This is a genomic window from Streptomyces winkii (assembly GCF_032248595.1).
Taxonomy (GTDB): domain Bacteria; phylum Actinomycetota; class Actinomycetes; order Streptomycetales; family Streptomycetaceae; genus Streptomyces; species Streptomyces winkii.
Map to the genome: position 1 here is coordinate 89,638 of NZ_JASTTH010000002.1, position 20,976 is coordinate 110,613.

The following is a 20,976-nucleotide window of genomic DNA, read 5'->3' on the forward strand; positions in this document are numbered from 1 at the left end:
CCCATGCCCTCCGCGCCGATCTCGTTCTCCGACCTCACGGAGCATCCGATTGTGCAGGCCCCCATGGCGGGCGGGCCTTCGTGCCCGGAGCTGGCGGGGGCCGTCAGCGAGGCGGGCGGCATGGGTTTCCTCGCCGCCGGCTACAAGACGCCGGAGGCCATGTACGAGGAGATCAAGCAGCTGCGGGGCCAGACCCAACGCCCCTTCGGCGTCAACCTGTTCATGCCGCAGCCCGACAACGCCGACTCGGGTGCGCTGGCGCGCTACCGGGCGCAGCTCGCCGGCGAGGCGGCGTGGTTCGAGACCGAGCTCGGCGAGACCGACCACACCACCGACGACGCGTACGAGGCCAAGCTGGCCATCCTCTTCGACGATCCCGTCCCCGTCGTCTCCTTCACCTTCGGCTGCCCGACCCGGCATGTGCTGGAGCGGTTCACGAAGCGCGGGACGTACACCGTCGTCACCGTCACCTCCGTCGGCGAGGCGCAGACCGCGGAGTTCTCCGGTGCGGACGCCGTGTGCGTGCAGGGCATCGAGGCCGGCGGCCACCAGGGCACCCACCGGGACGATCCGCAGGCCGACGGCACCGGCAGCGGCCTCGGGCTGCTCACGCTGGTGACGCAGGTGAGGGAGGCCGTACGGCTGCCGGTCGTCGCCGCGGGCGGGCTGATGCGCGGCAAGCAGATCGCGGCGGTGCTGGCGGCGGGCGCGAGCGCGGCCCAGCTGGGCACGGCGTTCCTCGTGTGCCCCGAGTCCGGGGCCGACCTGCTGCACAAGCAGGCCATGACCAACTCCCTCTTCGCACGTACGGAGTTCACCCGGGCCTTCTCCGGTCGGCCCGGCCGTGCGCTCGTCAACCGCTTCCTGCGCGAGCACGGCCCGTACGCCCCGGCGGCCTATCCGCACGTGCACCATCTCACCGCGAGCGTGCGCAAGGCTGCCGCCAGGGCGAAGGACCCGCAGGGCATGGCGCTGTGGGCCGGGCAGGGGCACCGGCTGGCGCGCGATCTGCCCGCGGCGCAGCTGATGGACGTCCTGGTCACGGAGTTGGCGATGGCGCGCGACCGGATCGCCAAGCAGGGCGGGGTGGGCGGCGGCAGCGGCGCCGGCGGTGGCGGCTCGCTGTGACCGCTCCCGTCTTCCTGGCGGACACCGCCCAACTCGCGGACGCGGCACGGCAGAACGGCGGCACGGTCGTGATCGAGGGTCCCGAGGGACGGCACGCGGTATCGGTGCGGCGGTTGCGCACCGGCGAGGAGATCGTCCTCACGGACGGCGCGGGCACCGGCGCGCACGGCACGGTGCGGGCCGTCTCGGGCAAGGACCGCCTGGAGGTCGCCGTCACGTCCGTACGCACGGAGGCCGAGCCGCGGCCACGCATCACCGTCGTACAGGCACTGCCGAAGGGCGACCGCGGCGAACTCGCCGTAGAGACGATGACGGAGACCGGGGCCGACGCGATCGTGCCGTGGGCCGCGTCGCGTTGCGTGACCCAGTGGAGGGGAGAGCGGGGGCGCAAGTCCCTCGCCAAGTGGCGCTCCACGGCGCGCGAGGCGGGCAAGCAGTCGCGGCGGCTGCGCTTCCCCGAGGTCGCGGAGCTCGCCACGACCGCGGAGGTCGCCGGGCTGCTGGCGGGCGCGGAGCTGGGCGTCGTCCTGCACGAGGAGGGCGATCTGCCGCTGGCCGCCGCCGAACTGCCGCCGGACGGCGGCATCGTGCTGGTCGTGGGCCCCGAAGGCGGCGTCGCCCCGCAGGAGTTGACGGCGTTCGCCGACGCCGGCGCGCGGACCTGCCGTCTCGGACGGAGCGTGCTGCGCACCTCGACGGCCGGTACGGCGGCGACGGCGCTGCTGCTGGGCCGTACCGGACGCTGGGACTAGCGACGCGGGTCCGCCCACGGGCTGGCCGCCGGGAACGGACGGCCGGCGACCGGCCGCTCACGGCTGACGACCGGCGCTCGCGCCCCCGTACCGGCCCCTCGGGCAGGTAGCGCGCCCCTCGCGCGGGCGCTGCCGGCAGCGGTGGTTCGGGTGGGTCCCGCGGCGGCGAGCACAGGTAGCATCCCCGGCATGGCTGGAGAACCGCAGGCCGACTGCCTGTTCTGCAAGATCGTCGCCGGTGAGGTCCCGGCGACGGTGGTACGGGAGTCGCAGACGATCATCGCGTTCCGCGACATCAACCCGCAGGCGCCCACGCATGTGCTCGTGATCCCCAAGGCGCACTACCCGGACGCCACCACTCTCGCCGCCGCCGAGCCGCAGCTCGCCGTGGACGTGCTGCTCGAAGCGGGCGAGGTCGCCGAGGCGGAGAACATCGCGGCCAGCGACAGGGGCCCCGGCACCGGCTACCGCGTCGTCTTCAACACCGGCTCCGGCGCGGGCCAGACGGTCTTCCACGCGCACGCACACGTCCTGGGCGGGCGCGGATTCAACTGGCCGCCCGGGTGACCGTCCGCCGCAGAGAGCCTCCGCACACAGATGTCCTCACGTGAACTTGTCGTGCTGGGCACCGCCAGCCAGGTGCCGACCCGGCACCGCAATCACAACGGCTATGTGCTCCTCTGGGACGGGCACGGCATCCTCTTCGACCCCGGCGAGGGCACCCAGCGCCAGATGCTGCGCGCGGGAGTCTCGGCCCACGATCTGACCCGTATCTGCGTCACGCACTTCCACGGCGACCATGCGCTGGGGCTGGCCGGTGTCATCCAGCGCATCAATCTCGACCGGGTGCCGCACGCCGTCACGGCGCACTATCCGGCGAGCGGGGAGCGCTTCTTCGAGCGGCTGCGCTATGCGACGGCGTATCGCGAGACGGTGCGGCTGCGTCCCGAACCCGTCGCCGGTACGGGGGAGTTGGCCTCCCCCGGTCCGGCCGGACCCGCCGTACCCGCCGTACCCGCCGTACCCGTCGGTGCTGCCGGGCCCGGGGAGTCCGCGGAGTCCGCGGAGCCCCCGCCCTTCACGCTCTTCGCGCACCGGCTGTCCCACCCCGTCGAGGCGTACGGCTACCGGCTCACCGAGCCCGACTCGCGCCGCATGCTCCCGGAGCGGCTGGAGGCCCGCGGCATCCGCGGCCCCGACGTCTCCCGGCTGAAGGCCTCCGGCGAACTGCGCGGCGTACGGCTCGAAGAGGTCAGTGAGCCGCGGCCGGGGCAGAGGTTCGCGTTCGTCATGGACACCCGCATGTGCGACGGCGTCCTCGCTCTCGCGCAGGACTGCGATCTGCTCGTCATCGAGGCCACGTTCCTGGACGAGGACGCGGCGCTCGCCGAGGAGTACGGGCACCTCACCGCCGGCCAGGCGGGCGCTGCGGCGGCCGAGGCGGGCGTGCGCAGCCTCGTCCTCACACACTTCTCGCAGCGCTACCGGGACGCCTCCGTCTTCGCCCGGCAGGCCCGGCAGGCGGGATTCGAGGGGGAGTTGACGGTGGCGGAGGACCTGTCGCGCGTCCCCGTTCCGAAGAGGCGGTCCTGAACGGCCATGAACCGGTTCTGAACCGGCCCTGAACTCCCGCGACTCCGGACATACACGGCGCGCTCCCGCGTCAAGTTCCTTGCCGATCCCTGATAACAACTCTGCAACGGCCGAGATTTGTACGTACCTTCAGTCGCGTGTGGGGGACCGTCCGTTCCTCTGAGAAACAGGAGCAGCAATGTCCCGGAAACGGAAGAGCAGTCTGAGGGTGAAGGCTCTCGCTGGTGTCGGCGCCGCTGTTCTCGCGGCGGGGATCACAGCGGTGTCCGTCGGTACGAGTCAGGCGGGAGAGGCCTGCGCGGGACTCGACCAGGCCCTTCAGAACAACCAGAACTTCATCGCCCAGCAGAAGGCCAATCCGGACGCCCAGTCGGAGGCGCGCATCGCCAACCGCCAGGCGGTCGTCGACCTGATCCAGCAACGCAGGCAGGCGGCGGGCTGCCAGTGAACGGCCGGGCCGCCGAGCATCCGAACCGCTGAGAGGCCGAGCGCCGGGCGGCACTGCCTCCTTCCCCGAACGCCCGAGCGCACACCCATGAACCTCGGCGGCTCAGGGCGGCTCGCCGAGTAGGAACGGCCGGCACCTCCTGCCCAGGTGTCGGCCGTTCGCCTTGTGCCGCGACGGCGCGCGAGCCAGGCGCCGGTGGGGGTCAGGAACCCCCGTCGTCCTCCCGCATCAGCTCCAGGAAGCGCCGCACGCCCACGTTGCCGCCGGAGATGATGACGCCGACGCGCGCCGGAACCGGGTCGATCCTCCCGGCGAGCAGCGCCGCCAGGCCCGTCGCGCCGCTCGGCTCGATCACGAGCTTCAGCCGCTCGAACGCGAGGCGCATGGCCGCCCGGATCTCCTCGTCGCTCACCAACTCCACGCCCGCCAGCAGCCGTCGGTTCACGGAGAAGGTCAACTCGCCCGGTGTCACGGCGGCTTGGCCGTCCGCGATGGTGCGCGGCACCGCGCCGAGCGAGACGCGGCGGCCCTCGGCCAGCGAGCGGCGCGTGTCGTCCCCCGCCTCCGGCTCGACGCCGACGACGCGGATGTCCGGGTACAGCGCCCTGGCCGCCGTCGCCGAGCCCGCGGCGAGACCGCCGCCGCCGACCGGGACGACGAGGGCGTCCAACTCGCCCGTCTCCTCCAGCAGTTCCAGCGCGGCCGTGCCCTGGCCCGCGATGATGTGCGGATGCTCGTACGGAGGCACCAGCGCCAGCCCCCGCTCCGCGGCCAGACGCGCGCCGATGGCCTCGCGGTCCTGTGTGTAGCGGTCGTAGGTGACGATCTCGGCGCCGTAGTCCGCCGTGGCCTCCAGCTTGGAGCGCGGGGTGTCCTCGGGCATCACGATGACGGCCTTGCTGCCCAGCTCACGCGCGGCGAGCGCGACGGCCTGCGCGTGGTTGCCGGACGAGTAGGCCGCGACGCCGTTCGCCAGCTGCGCGGGCGGCAGTTGCGAGAGGGCGTTGTACGCCCCGCGGAACTTGAACGCCCCCATCCGCTGGAAGTTCTCGCACTTGAGGTGGACCTCCGCGCCCACCAGCCGGTCCAGCGTCCGGGAGCTGAGCACCGGAGTGCGGTGCGCCGCTCCCTTCAGGCGGCCGGCCGCGGCACGGATGTCCTCCAGTGTGACGGGCCCGGTGCCCGGCGCGTCCGGGCCTTCCGTACTCGGGCTGCTGCTCATGGATGCCTCGCTCCTCCCAGGACGGTCCGCGGCGGCCGTGCCGGACCCTCGGGCCCGACCGTGACCCCGCGGCCCGTCCGCGCGCCTTCTCGGAGCTACATCCTCGCCTGCGCCCGCCCGCGGAACCGAACGGGTTTCTACGGCAGGAAGTACATCGGGTTCGGCATCTTGTACGTGCGCTCGGCGTGGCCGCCCTTGAGGTCGCTGAACTGGTCGCCGACGTTGGCGAGGATCCTGAAGCCCTGCTTCTCGATGTGCTTGCGCGTCCCGGACTTGTACTCGATCGTCGTGCAGTCCGCACCGCACTCCAGGTACGGCGGCGGGTGCTCCTTGTCCTTGAGGTAGAAGTGCTTGGTGTCGACGGGGGCCTTGTAGCCGACGTTCTTCAGGTTGCGCACGCTCCAGTCGCGCTGGTGCTCCTCGCGGCCGGTGAGGAAGAAGACCGTGATGCCGCTCTTGTCCGCCCAGTTGACCAGCTTCTTCATGCCGAACACCGCGTCCATGTCGGTGGTGCGCAGGTACTCGTCCTGGAGCTTGGGGTCGAAGTTGTAGCCGATCTGCCGCTCGAAGTTGTAGGTGAGCAGCGTGGTGTCGTCGACGTCCAGGACGACGGCGGGCTTGTGCCGATCGCCCGGCTTCGCGTCGCCCTTCTTCTCGTCCTCCTTGGCCATCGAGCGCTTCAGATCCCGCTGGATGTCGGCCGCGATGCCGCGCACCTGCTTGGCGTAGTCGCTCTTCGGGGAGGCGTAGTGCTCGCCGTCGGGGGTCTCGATGTCGCCGTAGTAGTCGGCGATCTGCTCCTTGACCTTGTCGATGTTGGGGATCTCGCGATCCGTTCCCGGCGCGGAGCGTTCGGCGGTCGCCTGGCCCGCGCCGAAGAGCGCGGTGCCCGTGAGGGCGGCCGTGACGGCGAGGGCCGCGATCAGCGCGCGGCGCCCCCGGAGAAGGGTGAACGGGCGGGGTGTGCTGGTGTCTTCGGCAGACGGCATGGGGGGCTCCAAGGAAGGTGCGGCACGTGCGGCCGGGCTGGGCTGCCTCGGCGCGGTGTCCGGGTGTGGTGTCCGGGTGGCGCACGGGCGTAGGGCATCGGCGTGGTGCAGGGGGAAGCTAACAGAGACCGGCCCCGCTGTTCTACGCGCGGAGATGGAACTTTGCCGGGAACTTTGCCGAACGGCGACAAACAGCCTGGACCGAGGTGGCCTGCATTGCTGCTGCTCGACGGAACGCAGCCGCCACATCACAGCTCCAACGCACGGTGCGGAGCGCGAACTTCAACTCGTCGAACGGCCGACCCCGAGCGTCACAAGCGCTCGCGCACTGCGTGATCCGTCGGTGGTGTCAAGCTGAGCGACCTGATTTACGGCGACGCGAAGTCGGCCCTAGACGTATTGGCCTTGGGCGTTGTTCACACGGCTGATCGGTGGCTTGCCTGCGAGCGCTGTGTGGCAGCGGTGATGGTTGTAGGCGTGCAGGAAGTTGTCGAGTGCGGCGGTGCGTTCGGCGTTGCTGCTGTAGGGCCGTTGGTAGGGGCGGCCGGTGGAAGGACCATCGCACTGTGATCAACGCGATCAAACCGCTCAGGTCTCCGGGGACACCAAGACGGCCTGCGCCCCTTGAATGAATCGCGAGCGTAGATCATCGAGCTGCGCTCTGGCTGCAGTGAGCTCGGCGTGGACCGCTTCCCACTCACCAGTGGACCGGAGCGCGAGAAGTACCCGGGCCGCGGACGCCTTGTGTATCTCGGTCGCCAGATCGGCCATGGAGTCCGGCCCGGTGACCGCGAGCGTCCACGCCGCCCGGCGAAGCGCTCGCAGGGCCGCGTCGGCGGGCTCCCACACCTCCCGTTGCCTGGCGGACAGTTCGTCTCCCGCTTCGGCATCGCGCCAGTCGGGCTGGGCGCGCGCCTCGACGATCTGGTTCAAGGCGACGCCCACTGCGTCCAGACGGTCCAGCACCGTGGCGAAGGCGGTGCGACGCTCGTCGCGAAGCTGGCCCCGTGCCTCCGCGGCGGCCTGCTCGCGAACCTGCTGTAAAGCAGCTTTCCGTTGCAAGTACGCCCCGCCCAACGAGCCAGCGAGCGTACCGAGAACCCCGAACCCTGCCGCCCATACCGCGGCGCTCCCCTGATCCATACGCCAATGGTCCCTTGTTCATCGTCGAGCAGAGCGCGGCGGCAAGACCGCATGGTGATCAGCGGCACCGTCCCATCGGACAGGCTCTGGCCGACCGCTGATCCCGCTCGCTAATCTCGTTGTGCCAGGGGGCGGACGAGCGGCTCGTACGGCCAAGCGGCAGCTCAATCAGGCCGGGCACACATTGGCCGAAGCGGCGACGGGACTCGTCGGCAATTGAGAACATCGTTCCCTGGCTGGTCCGTCGCCAAGAAGCTCCCCGCTGTATGAGGCTCAGCGGGGAGCTTCCTGCTCGGCATCCCGCCGATCCCGGAGCAGATCGCTCGGTCAACACGAGAAGTGCCGGCCGAGGCCGCTCAGAATCGGCCGACAATTGCCCAATCCGCTGTACTCGTCCGCTCAAGGGAGTCAGACCGACATCAAGCGGATTGAGTGACAGGAACTCTACCTTTCCCGTCTGCTACCGCCGGTCACACGAATGAATGAACGAGTGAAACGGCCCCACAACGACGTAGCAGGGAATGTGACGGATGATTCACGGGCGTAACGCATACGCAGAACTCTCAACATCTCGCTGCTACTTCTCGTGAGGGCGGTTCAAGAGCGGTCGGCCTCTTGGCGGTTGGCGGTGTCGTCGACGGTCGGGCCCACCAGCACCAGTCCCGCGACTCGGTCGGGAGGCCGTACGACCGCGTCGATCGCCGCCTGACAGCCGAACGACCCACCAAGCGGCACCGTTTGCCGCAGGCCGACGGCGGCTTGCCCGATGGACCTCCGAATACGGGAGGGCATCATGCCGCTGCCAACAAGGTGGCGGCCCGATCCGTGATCAGCTGTACAACGAGGCACGGCAGCGCGGGATCGAGGGGCGCTCGAAGATGAACAAGCGCCGGCCCGAGGGACGTTGAGACCACCGCAGAGCGCGCCCAGCTCCCGGTGGCGCTCACCGTGCGTGCGACCGCCACCGGTTTACGGGCGCTGGCCGACCCCGGTCAGCAGCTCCCGCATCCGGCCGCCGCCCGGCAGCCGTGGCGCGAGGGGCGGGGTGTTCATACCGGCACCCCTGCGCAGTCCTGTGAGGAAGGCGCCGAGTGCCTCATCCGCCCTCCACCGCGGTGACCAGCCCAGCTCCTGTCGTGAGCGCGCCGCGTCCATCAGCGGCAGCCGCAGTACCGCGTCGAAGAGCTGCGGGGAGGCGGGCAGTAGATGGGAGTACCAGGAGGTGGCCAGTGCGGTGCGCAGGGGCCGCAGCGGCATCCGTACGACACGGGCGTTCAGGAGCCCGGCGAGCACCCCGGCGTCGACGACGGGGTCGGCGGCGAGATTGAAGGCGCCGCGTGCGGAGCCCGTGGCGGCGAGCCGGAAGGCTTCAGCGGCGTCGTCGGTGTGCAGCGCCTGGAAGCGCAGCCCGGGAAGATCCGGCACGAACGGCACCACGCCGGGACGCACCAAACGGTGCGGCAGCAGGGGGCCGGCGAACAGACGGCGTTGCTCGGCGGCGGACTCCGTCTTGAAGAGGAAACCGGGGCGCATGCGTACTACGCGCATCCCCGGATGCTCGCGCTCGTAGCCGTCCAGGAAGCGTTCGAGATAGGACTTCTCGCGGCAGTACGCGGCCTCCGGCCAGCCGTGGGTCGGCCAACTCTCAGCCACGGTGCGGTCCTTGGGACCGGGTGAATACGCGCCGACAGAGGAGGAGTAGATCAAGGCGGGCACGTCGGCTTCAGCCGCGGCACGGAAGACCCGCAGGCTGCCCAGCACATTGGTGTGCCAGGTGATCACGGGGCGGTGCGTGGGTTGAAAGAGCCAGGCGAGGTGGATGACGGCATCCGCGCCGCGGAAGAGCTCCGTCAGGTCGTGCTGAGCGTCCTCCTGTCCCACGTCGGCTGCGGCCCAGGTGGTCTTGGGCGGTTCCCACACCGGGACGCGACGAGCGATGCCGAGGATCGAGGTGATCCGTGGGTCGTCGGCCAGGGCCCGCACGACGCTGGTTCCCAGATTGCCAGTGGCGCCCACGACGACGATCCGCAGACCGTCGCCGGCACGTTCCGATGAAGCATCGAGAGGCATGAGAGTTCCCTTGCTCGTAGACGGGCAATCCGGGGTACCCGCAAGGGCCGCCGCGGAACCGAGCCCGGCTGGAGCAGCGGAGGGGAACGGGAGAGGCAGACGGGAGAGGGTGCGGGCGGGCGACGGCGTTCGCCGGAATGCGACCCGACGAGAGGCGTTCACGGGCGCGGAGCTCGGAGTCCGTTGCCGTCGAAATCTCGGATCCGTCAGGGTCGTTGGTCGCCCTTGGGCCTGCCGGGACTGGCCTGGTTCGCCGTGCGACGGCGGGTGAACAGGCTCGCCTTCCGTCGCTCGGCCCACCCTGGGTGCCTGCCGGTGATCGGGGGACGGTGGTTCCGGCGGTCGACCGCCGGGGGGGGGGGACGGGGCTGCCGGATTCGACCTGGTCCGCTTCACCTGAGCAGGCGCAGCAGGGCGTGGGCGGTCTCTTCAGGAGCGTCTTCGGCAGGGAAGTGCCCCGTCGAGGACAGGGTTTCCAGTCGGGCCCCCGGGATGGCACGGGCGAGGCGCCGGGCGGTCGCGGTACTGAGCCACTCGTCGCGCTCCCCCCACAGGACCAGCGTGGGGACGGAGATCTCGGCCAGCTGGGCGACGACCTCTCTGGTGTCCTCGAAGCTCACGCTCTCCACTTGATCGAGCCAGCGGTGCTGCCCGGCCGTTCCCGCCCAGGGCCGCAGATACGCGGCGACGACTTCGGGTGGCATGGGGTGGTGGGTGGCGGACTGGAAGCGTGTGGTGATCAGGTCGGTGAAGGCGTCGTGCGGCATGGTGCGGTACGCCTCCGCGTGGCGCTGCTGGTGCTCCGTGAACGGGGTGTTCCACGGCCCCAGTACGGCGGCGTCCAGCAGCGCGAGGCGGCGTGCAGGGGTCCGGTGCAGCAGGTGGGCGCGGAGCACGATGCCGCCGCCGATGTCGTGGCCGACCAGTGCGGGGTCCGTCAGCCCCCAGTGGGCGACGAGTTGGGTGAGGGTCGCCGCCTGTCGGGCGATGGAGGGGCGGACGCCGGAGTCGGGGCGTGAGTCGCCGAAGCCGAGCAGGTCCCAGACGTGCACCGTGCAGTGTTCGGCGAGCAGTGGAACGACCTTGCGCCACAGGTAGGACCACGCGGGCGTGCCGTGGACAAGGACGACGGGCGGGCCGTGGCCGAAGACGCCCGTGGCGACCTCTCCGCCCTCGACTCGTATCCGGTCGGGAAGTTGCCACTCGTCGTACCGATCGCTCCGGACGTTGTCGTCGGGCGTGTGTGGACTGTCGTGCTGAGCGTGCGCGGACATGCGGCCTCGCCTCCGAGCTAAGAGGTAAAGTCTTCTTTCTCTACTTACATCGGTTACCGTAGCCGTTGCGGCAGCGGGAGGTAAGGCGTGCAGATCTATTTTTCCGATTACGCGGTTGGTGCGGGTGTGGCCACGGCTCTGGCGAACAGCTCACCGGCGATCCGTCTACGGACAAGTGAGGCGATGGGGGACCCTGCCGCGCTGGCGCGCTTCCTCGCCGAGCACGCTGTCGAGCCCGCCGGTACCCGCCGGATCACCCGACGCGATCTCGCCCAGGTGCACGCGCTGCGCGAGGAGGTGCGCGCAGCGCTGGCGGCACCCACCGAGCAGGAGGCGGTCGAGCGGGCCAACACGCTGGTCGAACGTGCCGGCCGGGGGCCCCTCTTGGTGCCGGCGGCGGACGGTTGGCGCTGGGTGGTCGGCACCGCGCCCGAGGCGGGCGTCGCAGACGAACTGGCGGTCCTTACGGGCGCCGGGCTGCTCGGCTCGCTCCACGCCCTGGGCCACCACCGATTCCGGGACTGCGCGGCACCCGAGTGCGCGGGGGTGTTCGTGGACACCAGCCGCGCCGGACGCCGCCGCTACTGCAGCCCCCAGATCTGCGGCAACCGCCACAACGTCGCCCAGCACCGGGCACGCCGGAAACGCGACTCACCGGACAGGACCTAGTCATCTGGCCCCAAGTGCCGGACCCCTCACCTCGGATGAGAGGCCGTCGTCAACGTCCAGCAGGAGCCGGTCGCTTCGTTTCCTTGAGCGCCTCGTCGGTGACCGTGCTGACGATGCGTACCGCTCGGCCTCCCACTGGAGACGAGAGTCCGCACCAGTAGCGGCTTGATGAAATGCAGGGCCAGGCCGCGGCCGGCAGTGACAGCCCCCGGCCGATCACCAGCCCCTATCGCAATCCGCTGCCTTGCCAGGGACACGCACTTTGCCGAACGGCGACAGCCCGCAACACCGGGCCCACGCATGGTCGACGGTTCGCCTCCCGGGCGGGCACAGTTGGGCGCAACCGACAATCCGCGGTCACGACGGGGTGAGCGCGGGCCGAGTACGGAGGGTCCGGATGTCACAGGAGGTGCGCGGCGTCATCGCGCCGGGCAAGGACGAACCGGTGCGCGTGGAGACCGTCGTGGTGCCGGACCCCGGTCCCGGCGAGGCCGTGGTACGGGTCCAGGCGTGCGGCGTCTGCCACACCGATCTGCACTACAAACAGGGCGGAATCAGCGACGACTTCCCCTTCCTCCTCGGCCACGAGGCCGCGGGCGTCGTCGAGTCCGTCGGCGCGGGCACGACCGAGGTCGAGCCCGGCGACTTCGTGATCCTCAACTGGCGTGCGGTGTGCGGCCAGTGCCGCGCCTGCTCCCGCGGGCGCCCCTGGTACTGCTTCGACACGCACAACGCGGGTCAGCCGATGACCCTCGCCGGGGGCACCGAACTCTCCCCGGCCCTCGGCATCGGCGCCTTCGCCGAGAAGACGCTGGTGGCCGCGGGCCAGTGCACCAAGGTCGACCCGGAGGTCTCACCCGCGGTCGCGGGGCTGCTCGGCTGCGGCGTCATGGCCGGCATCGGGGCCGCCGTCAACACCGGCCAGGTGGGGCGCGGCGACACCGTCGCGGTCATCGGATGCGGTGGTGTCGGTGACGCGGCCGTCGTCGGCGCGCGGCTGGCCGGAGCGGCCCGCGTGATCGCCGTCGACATCGACGAACGCAAGCTCAGGCAGGCCGAGTCCATGGGGGCGACCCACACCGTCGACTCCAGCGCGACCGACCCGGTCGAGGCGATCAGGGAGCTGACCGGCGGATTCGGCGCGGACGTCGTCATCGAGGCGGTCGGCCGCCCCGAAACGTACGAACAGGCCTTCTACGCCCGGGATCTGGCCGGCACCGTCGTGCTGGTCGGAGTGCCGACGCCCGAGATGCGCCTCGAACTGCCCCTGCTGGACGTCTTCGGACGCGGCGGCGCGCTCAAGTCCTCCTGGTACGGCGACTGTCTGCCGTCCCGCGACTTCCCGATGCTCATCGACCTGCACAAGCAAGGGCGCCTGCCCCTGGAGAAGTTCGTGACGGAGCGGATCGCCCTCGACGAGGTCGAGCAGGCCTTCGACCGCATGCACGCGGGGGACGTCCTGCGCTCCGTGGTGGAGTTCTGACGCGAAGGGGCCGTGTGCGGTGGCGCGGAGGAATCCGCGTTGCGCGGCCCGGGTGCGTACGGGCAGGGTTCCGCCCGTACGCACCGAAGGGAAGCCCATGTCACTGCGCCACCACGAGATCGCCGAAGCAGGCAACCGCATCCTCAATCCCCTCACGGACGAGAAGCTGCGGCTGCTCGGGGAGGTGACGCGCCCGCGGCCCGGCGCCGGCCAACTCGATCTCGCGTGCGGCAAGGGCGAGTTGCTCTCGACGTGGGCCCGCGATCACGGCACCACGGGCGTCGGCGTCGACATCAGCGAGGTCTTCCTCGACGCGGCCCGTAAGCGGGCGGACGAGCTGGGAGTGGCGGACCGGCTGCGCTTCGAGCGGGCCGACGCCGCGGCGTACGAGGCCGAACCCGGCGGCTACGACCTGGTCTCCTGCCTCGGCGCCACCTGGATCGGCGGCGGTCTCGCGGGCACGCTGGAGCTGATGCGGCGCGCGCTGCGCCCGGACGGCACGCTCGTCGTCGGCGAGGTCTACAGGCGCTCGGAACCGTCCGAAGAGGCGTGCGGCGCGCTGGACTTGGAGCCCGACGACTTCGCGAGCCTCGCCGGTACGAACGAGCGCTTCGAGGAGGCCGGTCTCGAACTGGTCGAGATGGTCCTCGCGGACCCCGACAGCTGGGACCGGTACGCCGCCTCCCAGTGGCGCACGGTCAGCGACTGGCTGCGCGCACATCCCGGACACCCGGACGCCCCGGACATGCGGGACTTCGTCCGTCACGCGCGGACGTGCCATCTCGCTTACGGACGCGATCTGCTGGGCTGGGGCGCGTTCGTCCTGCGGCCGGCTCTCTGAGGGGTACGTCCGGCGGGGGTGGCCCACCCCGCCTGGCTGCCGGGTCGCGCGCGCCCGTATCGCCGGGCGTAGGTCCGGACGGGTCCGGACGGGACCGGACGGGCCGTCCGCGGCCCGGGCCGAGGCCGCGCCGGTGGGCCCCGGCCTGCCCGGCGGAGGCCGGAGGGCCCGCACCGGTGTCCACCCCGTCCGCGCCCACGAGCGGGCGACCTGGTTGGCCCGATGCCCGAGCCGCGCGGTACACCGGAGACACCACTCGAAGCCGTACAGGTGCAGAAGGAGTCCAGGGTGAGCGCGGGCGCGGGCAAGAAGCAGGGCCGACCCGGGCCCGAGCGCGGGCCGGTCCCCGGGACGGCTGAGGCGGAGCCGGGGACGAATCCGGAACCAGGACCGGTGCGCGGGCGGGAGTGGGAACCAGAGCCGGAACAAGGTCCGCGGCAGGGCCCAGAGCCCGGCCGCCAGGGTGCGGCACCGGGGCCCGGTTCCGCACCCGCCGCGGAACCAGGGCCGAACCAGGAACCCGGGCCGGCGCAGGGTCCGGTTCCGGAACCGGGGCCGGTCCCCGCCGCGGAGCCGGGACCGAACCCAGAGCCGGGACCGATGCGGGGCCGACCCGGGCCCGAGCGCGGGCCGGTCCCCGGGGCCGAGCCAGGGCGCGGCCGGGAGCCGGAACCCGGGCAGGCGCAGGGCCCGGTTCCGGAATCGGAGCCGGACTCGGGCCCGGAATCCGGGCGTTCCGTGCCGCCCCACGGCACCCTGCCGCCGCAACCGCACCCCTTCGACCCGCTGGCCGCGCTCCGCGCCCCCGGCGACCCGGCCTGCGACGTCTATCTGGCCGGAACGGTGTTCCTCGACATCATCTTCACGGGCCTCGACTCCGCACCCGTGCGCGGCACCGAGTCGTGGGCCCGCGGCATGGGCTCCAGCCCCGGTGGCGTGGCCAACATGGCGACCGCCCTGGCGCGGCTCGGACTGCGCACGTCCCTCGCCGCGGCCTTCGGCGACGACATGTACGGCGACTACTGCCGCGAGGCCCTCGGCATGGGCGAAGGCATCGACCTCACGCTGTCCCACACCGTCCCCGGCTGGCACTCGCCGGTGACCGTCTCCATGGCGTACGAGGGCGAGCGCACGATGGTCTCCCACGGACACGAGGCGCCGCCCCGCGAGACCGCCCCCTCGGCTCCGCTCACAGGGCCCGCTCCCTCCCCGCGCCGCGGCGAGAAGCCCGGAGGCGGAGCGAGAGGGACCCCGCCGATCGACCCCGAGGCCCCCGGCTGCCCGCCCGCGGCCCGCGCCTGCGTGGCGTCCCTTGTGCCAGGGGAGCGCCAGGAGTGGATCGCCACCGCCGCCCGCCGCGGCAGCCGCGTCTTCGCCTGCGTGGCCTGGGACGAGACGGGTCGCTGGGACCTCGGCGCCCTGCCCGACCTGGAGCACTGCGAGGCGTTCCTGCCCAACGCCGAGGAGGCCATGCGCTACACGGGCACCGACTGTCCGCGCGCCGCCGCCCGTGCGCTCAGCGAGCGCGTTCCGCTGGCCGTCGTCACGCTCGGGGCCCGGGGCTGCTGCGCCGTGGACGGCCGTACCGGCGAGGCCGTGGAGGTCCCCGGCATCCCCGTCGACGCCCTCGACACCACGGGCGCCGGTGACGTCTTCGTCGCGGGCTTCGTCATGGGCTCCCTCGCCGGCTGGCCCCTCGCGGACCGGCTGGCCTTCGCGGGGCTCACGGCCGCGCTCTCCGTCCAGGAGTTCGGGGGGTCGCTGTCCGCGCCGGGCTGGTCCGAGATCGCGGCGTGGCGGGAGCACGCGCGGGCGTCGGAGCGCCGCCCCTGCCCGCGGGCCGGAACCGTCCCGAGCGGCGAGAGCCCGTACGACGAGAGCCCGTACGACGAGAGCGCGTACGAGAGCCCGTACGACGGCGGCCACGACCGCGCGCACAACGGCGGCGACGGCGGGAGCCGCAGCAGGTACGCCTTCCTGGACGCGGTCCTCACCGGCTGCCACGGCCCGGCCCCCCGGCGCCGCGCGCTCCCCACGATCGGCTTCGGACGCACCGCCCCGGAAGCGTAGGAGCGCGGCCCCCGGCGGCGGCACGGGCCGCCTGCCGCCCGCGCGCTGCGGCCCTCCGTTCTCCCTCGGTACCGATCTCCCGCGAACCGATCTTCCCGGTACCGAAATCACGTTCTGGCTTGTCAGTGCCGCGTCGTATTCTTGAAAGCCAATCGCCAGGAGAGACAGAGAGGGATGAGGAAGGCCCGACCGGGTCACCCATGACGCAGACAACGACGAATCAGGCGGGCTCCTCGAAGGCACCTCAGGCCACGGCCCGCTTCACCGTTCCGGCCAAGCACCCGATGGTGACCGTGCTGGGCTCCGGTGACTCCCTGTTGCGCGTGATCGAGCAGGCGTTCCCCGCCGCCGACATCCACGTGCGCGGCAACGAGATCAGCGCGTCCGGCGAGGCCACGGAAGTCGATCTCATCCAGCGCCTCTTCGACGAGATGATGCTGGTCCTGCGCACGGGCCAGCCCATGACGGAAGACGCTGTCGAGCGCTCCATCTCGATGCTCCGCGACCAGCAGGAGGGCACGGGCGGCGCGAGCGAGACCCCGGCCGAGGTGCTCACGCAGAACATCCTCTCCAACCGCGGCCGCACCATCCGTCCCAAGACGCTGAACCAGAAGCGGTATGTGGACGCGATCGACAAGCACACCGTCGTCTTCGGCATCGGCCCCGCCGGCACCGGCAAGACCTACCTCGCGATGGCCAAGGCCGTTCAGGCCCTCCAGTCCAAGCAGGTCAACAGGATCATCCTGACCAGGCCCGCCGTCGAGGCGGGGGAGCGGCTCGGCTTCCTGCCCGGCACGCTCTACGAGAAGATCGACCCCTACCTGCGCCCGCTCTACGACGCGCTGCACGACATGCTCGACCCCGACTCCATCCCGCGCCTGATGGCCGCCGGGACGATCGAGGTCGCGCCGCTGGCCTATATGCGGGGCAGGGCCCAGCCCGTCTTCACCAAGGTCATGACGCCCGACGGCTGGCGTCCCATCGGGGAGCTCCAGGTGGGCGACATGGTCACCGGGTCGGACGGTGCACCGACGCCGGTGCTCGGGGTGTATCCGCAGGGGGAGAAGGACATCTACCGCGTCACCGCACAGGACGGTTCCTGGACGTTGTGCTGCGGTGAGCACCTGTGGACGGTCCGCACGGCTTCCGACCGGCGTCGCGACCGGCCGTGGAGGGTTCTTAAGACCAAGGAGATGATCGGCAAGCTCCGTGCCGCGCATGCCCGTCGGTACGAACTGCCGCTGCTCACCGCCCCTGCCGAGTTCCCCGCGCAGGAAGTGCCGATGGATCCCTATGCCATGGGGCTTCTGCTCGGCGACGGATGCCTCACCGGCTCCACCACCCCGTCGTTCTCCACTGCCGACCCTGAACTCGCCCAGGCTCTGGAGACCTCGCTGCCGGGTGTCGCAGTCCGGCACAGGACCGGGCCGAACTACGTCCTGAACCGGATCAAGGAGCCAGGGGATGTGGTGACCCTGGAGAACCCGGTCACAGGTGTGATGCGGAAGCTGGATCTGCTGGGCAGCCGCTCGAACACAAAGCTCGTGCCGGATGCCTACCTGCAGAACTCCGCTGATGTCCGGCTTGCGTTGCTCCAGGGGCTGCTCGACTCCGACGGGGGCCCGGTGGTCCAGGCCGACCGGACCTGCCGGATCCAGTACACGACCACGTCGATCCTGCTGCGCGACGATGTCGTCTCGCTCGTCCAGTCCCTCGGCGGAGTGGCTTACACCCGGCGCAGGGCGGCCGAAGGCCGCGCTCCCGGGCGCGTCAGGGGTCGGGATGTCGGCTACCGGCACGACGCTCACGTCGTGGACATCCGGCTCCCCGAGGGGATCGAGCCCTTCCGTCTCGCCCGCAAGCGGGACAAGTACCTCGCGGCAGGGGGTGGCGGACGTCCGATGCGGTTCATCGACAATATCGAGCCGGCCGGCCGCGAAGAGGCGGTCTGCATCCAGGTGGCCGCGGAGGACTCGCTCTACGTCACCGAGGACTACCTGCTGACGCACAACACCCTCAATGACGCGTTCATCATTCTCGACGAGGCGCAGAACACCAACCCCGAGCAGATGAAGATGTTCCTGACCCGCCTCGGCTTCGACTCGAAGATCGTGATCACCGGGGACGTCACCCAGGTCGACCTGCCGGGCGGCACGAAGAGCGGACTGCGGCAGGTGCGGGAGATCCTGGACGGCGTGGACGACGTGCACTTCAGCATGCTCGACAGCTCCGACGTGGTGCGGCACAAGCTGGTCAGCCGCATCGTCGACGCGTACGAGCGCTACGACGTACGGAACGGCGACGCCGCCGCGGACGGGGCCGCCCGCGGCCCCTCGGGCGGCCCCGGCACGGGCGGCAGCGGCGGCGGCAGACAGGGCGGCGACCGTCAGGGCCACGGCCATGGACACGGAAAGCACTGATCCGCGCCCCATGACGATCGACGTCAACAACGAGTCCGGGCGCACGGTCGACGAGCAGGCGCTCCTCGACATCGCCCGCTATTCCCTGACCCGCATGCGCATCCATCCGCTCTCGGAGCTCTCGGTGATCGTCGTCGACGCCGACGCGATGGAGCAGCTCCACATCCAGTGGATGGATCTGCCCGGCCCCACGGACGTGATGTCGTTCCCGATGGACGAGCTGCGCCCGCCCGTGCGCGACGAGGAGGAGCCGCCGCCGGGCCTGCTCGGCGACATCGTCCTGTGTCCCGAGGTCGCCGAGCGGCAGGGAGCCGACGCCCCGACGCAGCACTCGATGGACGAGGAGCTTCAGCTGCTGACCGTCCACGGCCTGCTGCATCTGCTGGGTTACGACCACGAGGAGGCCGCTGACAAGGCCGAGATGTTCGGCCTTCAGTCGGCGATCCTGGACGGCTGGCGCGCTGAGCGCGGTCTGACGGGGCCTTCTCCCGCCCCCACCACGACGTCGTGACCGCGCAACTGATCGCGGCGGCGGTCCTGTTGGTCGTCGTCGCCTGGCTGGCGGCCTGCGCCGAGGCGGGCCTGGCTCGTACGACGAGCTACCGCGCGGAGGAGGCGGTCCGGCAGGGCCGCCGGGGCGCGGAACGGCTCGCGGTCGTGGCGGCCGACCCGACGCGCTACCTCAATCTGGCGCTGCTGGTGCGGGTGGCGTGCGAGGTCGCGTCCGGCGTGCTGGTGACGTACACGTCCCTGCGGGTCTTCGCGGAGACGTGGGAGGCGCTGGCGGTCGCGATGGGCGTGATGGTGCTGGTGAGCTATGTCGCCATCGGGGTCTCGCCGCGGACCATCGGACGGCAGCACCCGCTGAACACGGCGACGGCCGCCTCGTACGTGCTGGTTCCGCTGGTGCGCATCCTCGGCCCCGTGCCGCAGCTGCTGATCCTCCTGGGCAACGCGCTCACGCCCGGAAAGGGGTTCCGCAAGGGCCCGTTCGCGAGCGAGGCGGAGCTGCGCGCCATGGTCGACCTGGCCGAGCAGGAGTCCCTGATCGAGGCCGACGAGCGGAAGATGGTGCACTCCGTCTTCCAGCTCGGCGACACGATCGTGCGCGAAGTGATGGTGCCGCGCACCGACTTGATCACCATCGAGCGGTTCAAGACGATAAGACAGGCGCTGACTCTCGCGCTGCGCTCCGGCTTCTCGCGCGTCCCCGTGGTGGGCGAGAGCGAGGACGACGTCGTCGGCATCGTCTATCTCAAGGACCTGGCGCGCAGGGTGCACATCAGCCGCGAGGCGGAGACCGAGCTGGTCTCGACGGCGATGCGTCCGGCGACGTTCGTGCCGGACACGAAGAACGCGGGTGATCTGCTGCGCGAGATGCAGCAGGACCGCATCCACGTCGCCGTCGTCATCGACGAGTACGGCGGCACGGCCGGGATCGTGACCATCGAGGACATCCTGGAGGAGATCGTCGGCGAGATCACCGACGAGTACGACCGTGAGCTGCCGCCCGTGGAGGATCTGGGCGAGGGCCGCTACCGCGTCACCGCCCGGCTCGACATCGGCGATCTGGGCGAGCTGTACGACCTGGTGGGCCTCGACGACGAGGACGTGGAGACGGTCGGCGGCCTGCTCGCGAAGTCGCTCGGCCGCGTGCCCATCGCGGGCGCGACGGCCACGGTCGACGTCACCGAGGACCGCTCCGATCCGACGCTGACGGCGCTGCGGCTGACTGCGGAGGCGCCGGCGGGGCGGCGGAACAGGATCGTCACGGTGCTGGTCGAGCCGGTGCGCTCCGCGGAGGACGCCGACGAGTCCTCCACCGACGAGCCGGCCAACGCGTGACCGGCCTGCGGCCGGGAATCCGCGGCCGGAACGGGCTGCCGCCCGCGCTTGGGTGGGGATTCCTGCGGCTCGCAGCACCGGGGCGCGGCGCGCGCCCGCACCGGCGTTCCGGAGGGTGCGGCCGTACGGGACGAGGCGGGCGCGGCGTCGGCCGCCGGGCCCGGAGGCACGGCGCCCGTCCACGCCGGATGCGATCCTTGGACGCATGACCCCCGACGAGCTGCGCGGGCACTGCCTCGCGCTGAACGGCACCTCCGAGGAGCGCCCCTTCCCGCGTAACCCGGGGCTGTCGGTCTTCAAGGTCGGCGGGAAGATCTTCGCCTTCTGCCCTCTCGACGAGCGCCCGCTGCGGATCAGCCTGAAGTGCGAGCCGGAACTGGCCGTGCAGCTGCGGCAGGCCCATGCGGCGATCACGCCCGGCTACCACCTCAACAAGCGCCACTGGAACACCGTCGTGACCGACGACGGCTCCCTTCCGGAGCGGATGGTGCGCGACCTCATCGAGGACTCGTACGACCTCGTGGTCGCCGGGCTGCCCCGCCGCGAGCGGCTGCTGCTCGACCGCCCCTGAACGCCCTTCTGCGGCGTCCGGCGGCGGCCCGGCATCCCCTCGGTGACCCCCGGCGGCGCCCCGCGAGCCGCGTCATATGCTCGGGCACATGAGCGACCAGAGTGATCAGGCACTGGACCCCGAGGACCGCAAGCTCCTCACGCTGGCCCGCAGCACCCGCGCCCGCAACGGCGTCCCGGAGGGCGCGGCCGTACGGGACGAGACGGGCCGCACGTATGTGGCCGGGTCGGTGGAGCTGGCCTCTCTGAAGCTCAGCGCCCTGCGGACGGCCGTGGCGATGGCCGTCGCCTCCGGGGCGCAGTCGCTGGAGGCCGCGGCGGTCGTCACGGAGGCGGAGCTGATCCCGGCGGCGGATCTCTCGGCCGTGCAGGATCTGTCAGGGCAGGCGGTCACGGTCTTGCTCGCGGGACCGGACGGGAATCTGCGGGCGACGGTCTCCGCCCGCTGACCCGCTCCTG

The 20,976-nt window shown here is 71.4% G+C and carries 19 protein-coding genes and 1 pseudogene; 14 read left to right on the forward strand and 6 right to left on the reverse strand.

Going from position 1 to position 20,976, the window contains the following annotated elements:
• Window positions 1-3 precede the first annotated feature (3 nt).
• The 5 genes from QQM67_RS04775 (at window position 4) to QQM67_RS04795 (ending at window position 3,921) form a co-directional block, all read left to right on the forward strand.
• Window positions 4-1,128, forward strand: a complete 1,125-nt coding sequence (locus QQM67_RS04775; RefSeq protein WP_314172321.1) for a nitronate monooxygenase — start codon at window positions 4-6, stop codon at window positions 1,126-1,128.
• Entirely contained in the window at window positions 1,125-1,880 is a 756-nt protein-coding gene (locus QQM67_RS04780; RefSeq protein ID WP_314172322.1) for a 16S rRNA (uracil(1498)-N(3))-methyltransferase, read from the forward strand. Before QQM67_RS04775 ends, QQM67_RS04780 begins: the two co-directional genes overlap by 4 nt.
• Before the next feature lie 189 nt (window positions 1,881-2,069).
• Complete coding sequence (locus QQM67_RS04785; protein WP_314172323.1) at window positions 2,070-2,447, forward strand: histidine triad nucleotide-binding protein; 378 nt, start codon at window positions 2,070-2,072, stop codon at window positions 2,445-2,447.
• 30 nt (window positions 2,448-2,477) lie between these two features.
• Window positions 2,478-3,473, forward strand: coding sequence for a ribonuclease Z (locus QQM67_RS04790; RefSeq protein ID WP_314172324.1), 996 nt, complete (start codon window positions 2,478-2,480; stop codon window positions 3,471-3,473).
• A 178-nt stretch (window positions 3,474-3,651) separates the two neighbouring features.
• Complete coding sequence (locus QQM67_RS04795) at window positions 3,652-3,921, forward strand: hypothetical protein (RefSeq protein ID WP_314172325.1); 270 nt, start codon at window positions 3,652-3,654, stop codon at window positions 3,919-3,921.
• Between the two features lie 202 nt (window positions 3,922-4,123).
• On the opposite strand, the gene QQM67_RS04800 is transcribed toward QQM67_RS04795, so the two are convergent.
• From QQM67_RS04800 to QQM67_RS04830, 6 genes and pseudogenes are all read right to left on the reverse strand, one after another.
• On the reverse strand, window positions 4,124-5,143 hold the full coding sequence (locus QQM67_RS04800; RefSeq protein ID WP_314172326.1) for a pyridoxal-phosphate dependent enzyme: 1,020 nt from the start codon (window positions 5,141-5,143) through the stop codon (window positions 4,124-4,126).
• Between the two features lie 137 nt (window positions 5,144-5,280).
• Window positions 5,281-6,132 (reverse strand): HAD family acid phosphatase, encoded by an 852-nt coding sequence (locus QQM67_RS04805; protein ID WP_314172327.1) that lies wholly within the window; start codon window positions 6,130-6,132, stop codon window positions 5,281-5,283.
• A gap of 390 nt (window positions 6,133-6,522) precedes the next feature.
• Window positions 6,523-6,669: pseudogene (locus QQM67_RS04810) on the reverse strand (IS481 family transposase); the annotation flags it as partial.
• A gap of 51 nt (window positions 6,670-6,720) precedes the next feature.
• On the reverse strand, window positions 6,721-7,275 hold the full coding sequence (locus QQM67_RS04815; protein ID WP_314172328.1) for a hypothetical protein: 555 nt from the start codon (window positions 7,273-7,275) through the stop codon (window positions 6,721-6,723).
• 969 nt (window positions 7,276-8,244) lie between these two features.
• Entirely contained in the window at window positions 8,245-9,345 is a 1,101-nt protein-coding gene (locus tag QQM67_RS04825; protein WP_314172329.1) for an NAD-dependent epimerase/dehydratase family protein, read from the reverse strand.
• 392 nt (window positions 9,346-9,737) lie between these two features.
• On the reverse strand, window positions 9,738-10,619 hold the full coding sequence (locus QQM67_RS04830; protein ID WP_314172330.1) for an alpha/beta fold hydrolase: 882 nt from the start codon (window positions 10,617-10,619) through the stop codon (window positions 9,738-9,740).
• 126 nt (window positions 10,620-10,745) lie between these two features.
• Between QQM67_RS04830 and QQM67_RS04835 the strand changes: the two genes are divergently transcribed.
• The 9 genes from QQM67_RS04835 to QQM67_RS04875 all read left to right on the forward strand — a co-directional run bounded on the left by QQM67_RS04835 (window position 10,746) and on the right by QQM67_RS04875 (window position 20,966).
• Window positions 10,746-11,288 carry a CGNR zinc finger domain-containing protein gene (locus tag QQM67_RS04835; protein ID WP_314172974.1) on the forward strand — a complete coding sequence of 181 codons (543 nt, stop codon included), beginning with the start codon at window positions 10,746-10,748 and terminating at the stop codon, window positions 11,286-11,288.
• A 397-nt stretch (window positions 11,289-11,685) separates the two neighbouring features.
• Entirely contained in the window at window positions 11,686-12,771 is a 1,086-nt protein-coding gene (locus tag QQM67_RS04840) for an S-(hydroxymethyl)mycothiol dehydrogenase (protein ID WP_314172331.1), read from the forward strand.
• 97 nt (window positions 12,772-12,868) lie between these two features.
• On the forward strand, window positions 12,869-13,612 hold the full coding sequence (locus tag QQM67_RS04845) for an SAM-dependent methyltransferase (RefSeq protein ID WP_314172332.1): 744 nt from the start codon (window positions 12,869-12,871) through the stop codon (window positions 13,610-13,612).
• Between the two features lie 600 nt (window positions 13,613-14,212).
• On the forward strand, window positions 14,213-15,682 hold the full coding sequence (locus QQM67_RS04850; RefSeq protein ID WP_399065299.1) for a PfkB family carbohydrate kinase: 1,470 nt from the start codon (window positions 14,213-14,215) through the stop codon (window positions 15,680-15,682).
• 200 nt (window positions 15,683-15,882) lie between these two features.
• On the forward strand, window positions 15,883-18,102 hold the full coding sequence (locus tag QQM67_RS04855; protein ID WP_314172334.1) for a PhoH family protein: 2,220 nt from the start codon (window positions 15,883-15,885) through the stop codon (window positions 18,100-18,102).
• 10 nt (window positions 18,103-18,112) lie between these two features.
• Complete coding sequence (gene ybeY, locus QQM67_RS04860; RefSeq protein ID WP_314172335.1) at window positions 18,113-18,613, forward strand: rRNA maturation RNase YbeY; 501 nt, start codon at window positions 18,113-18,115, stop codon at window positions 18,611-18,613.
• The gene (locus tag QQM67_RS04865; RefSeq protein WP_314172336.1) at window positions 18,610-19,947 is read left to right on the forward strand and encodes a hemolysin family protein; all 1,338 of its coding nucleotides are present in this window, start codon (window positions 18,610-18,612) and stop codon (window positions 19,945-19,947) included. The genes ybeY and QQM67_RS04865 overlap by 4 nt, the downstream gene beginning before the upstream one ends.
• A gap of 205 nt (window positions 19,948-20,152) precedes the next feature.
• Window positions 20,153-20,518 carry an MmcQ/YjbR family DNA-binding protein gene (locus QQM67_RS04870; RefSeq protein ID WP_314172337.1) on the forward strand — a complete coding sequence of 122 codons (366 nt, stop codon included), beginning with the start codon at window positions 20,153-20,155 and terminating at the stop codon, window positions 20,516-20,518.
• Window positions 20,519-20,606: 88 nt separating this feature from the next.
• Window positions 20,607-20,966, forward strand: coding sequence for a cytidine deaminase (locus QQM67_RS04875; protein WP_314172338.1), 360 nt, complete (start codon window positions 20,607-20,609; stop codon window positions 20,964-20,966).
• The last annotated feature ends 10 nt before the right edge of the window (window positions 20,967-20,976 follow it).